This window comes from Streptococcus sp. GMD1S (genome assembly GCF_000296875.1).
Classification (GTDB): Bacteria; Bacillota; Bacilli; order Lactobacillales; family Streptococcaceae; genus Streptococcus.
Map to the genome: position 1 here is coordinate 1 of NZ_AJQY01000214.1, position 832 is coordinate 832.

1 protein-coding gene is annotated in these 832 nt (G+C 45.9%); it reads right to left on the reverse strand.

The features are described 5' to 3' along the window. Window positions 1-832: G5 domain-containing protein (locus GMD1S_RS08380; RefSeq protein WP_000296673.1), on the reverse strand; the 832-nt coding region annotated here is incomplete at both ends.

Genomic DNA, 832 nt, shown 5'->3' on the forward strand with positions numbered 1-832 from the left:
GGAGTTGTTTTTCATCTGCTTTGGCAGTAGTTGGTGCAGTTTGCTCAGCTTTCTCAGCGGCAGTGCCGACTTCAACAACTTGAGTGACTGCTTCCTGTGTTACCACGCTATTGACAAGCGTTCTTTCTTCTTTTCCATCAGCACTAGTGCTCACAGAGTAGAAGGCAGTACGGTGGCCGTTAGCTCCTTTAGTAACAACTTGCGTTTGTCCTTTTGGCAATTGAGGATTTTCACGTGTCACAGTAGTGAATGGAATTTCTTCCTCTTGGATATCCAGTCTTGGTTTTGTTTCTGCGGTTGGAGCAAGACCGTGTTCGTCCCCTACATGGGTTACAAGAGTTCCGACTTCAATAACTTGGGTCACTGCTTCTTGGGTCACAAGGCTATCTACAAGAGTTTTCACTTCCTTACCGTCAGCACTAGTGCTCACAGAGTAGTAATGACTGCGACGACCGTTAGCGCCTTTAGTAACGACTTGAGTCTTCCCTTTGAGTAAGAGTGGATTTTCACGTGTCACAGTAGTGAACGGAATCTCTTCTTCTTGGATATCCAGTCTTGGTTTCGCTTCGGCAGCTGGAGCAAGGCCACTTTCATCCCCTTTGTGGGTAATAGGGGCACCGATTTCAACCACTTGGGTCACAGGTTCTTTGGTTACTTGGCTATCTAGAACGGTTTCTGTTTGTTTACCATTTTCAGTAAGGACAGAGATGTAATGAGTGCGTTCGCCATCTACACCTGGTGTGACAATCTTTTCTTGCTTAGCTGGGAGGTTCGGATTTTCCTTCTTGATAACTTCAAATGGAATCTTTTCTGCTCTTGTGATGAGTTCCGG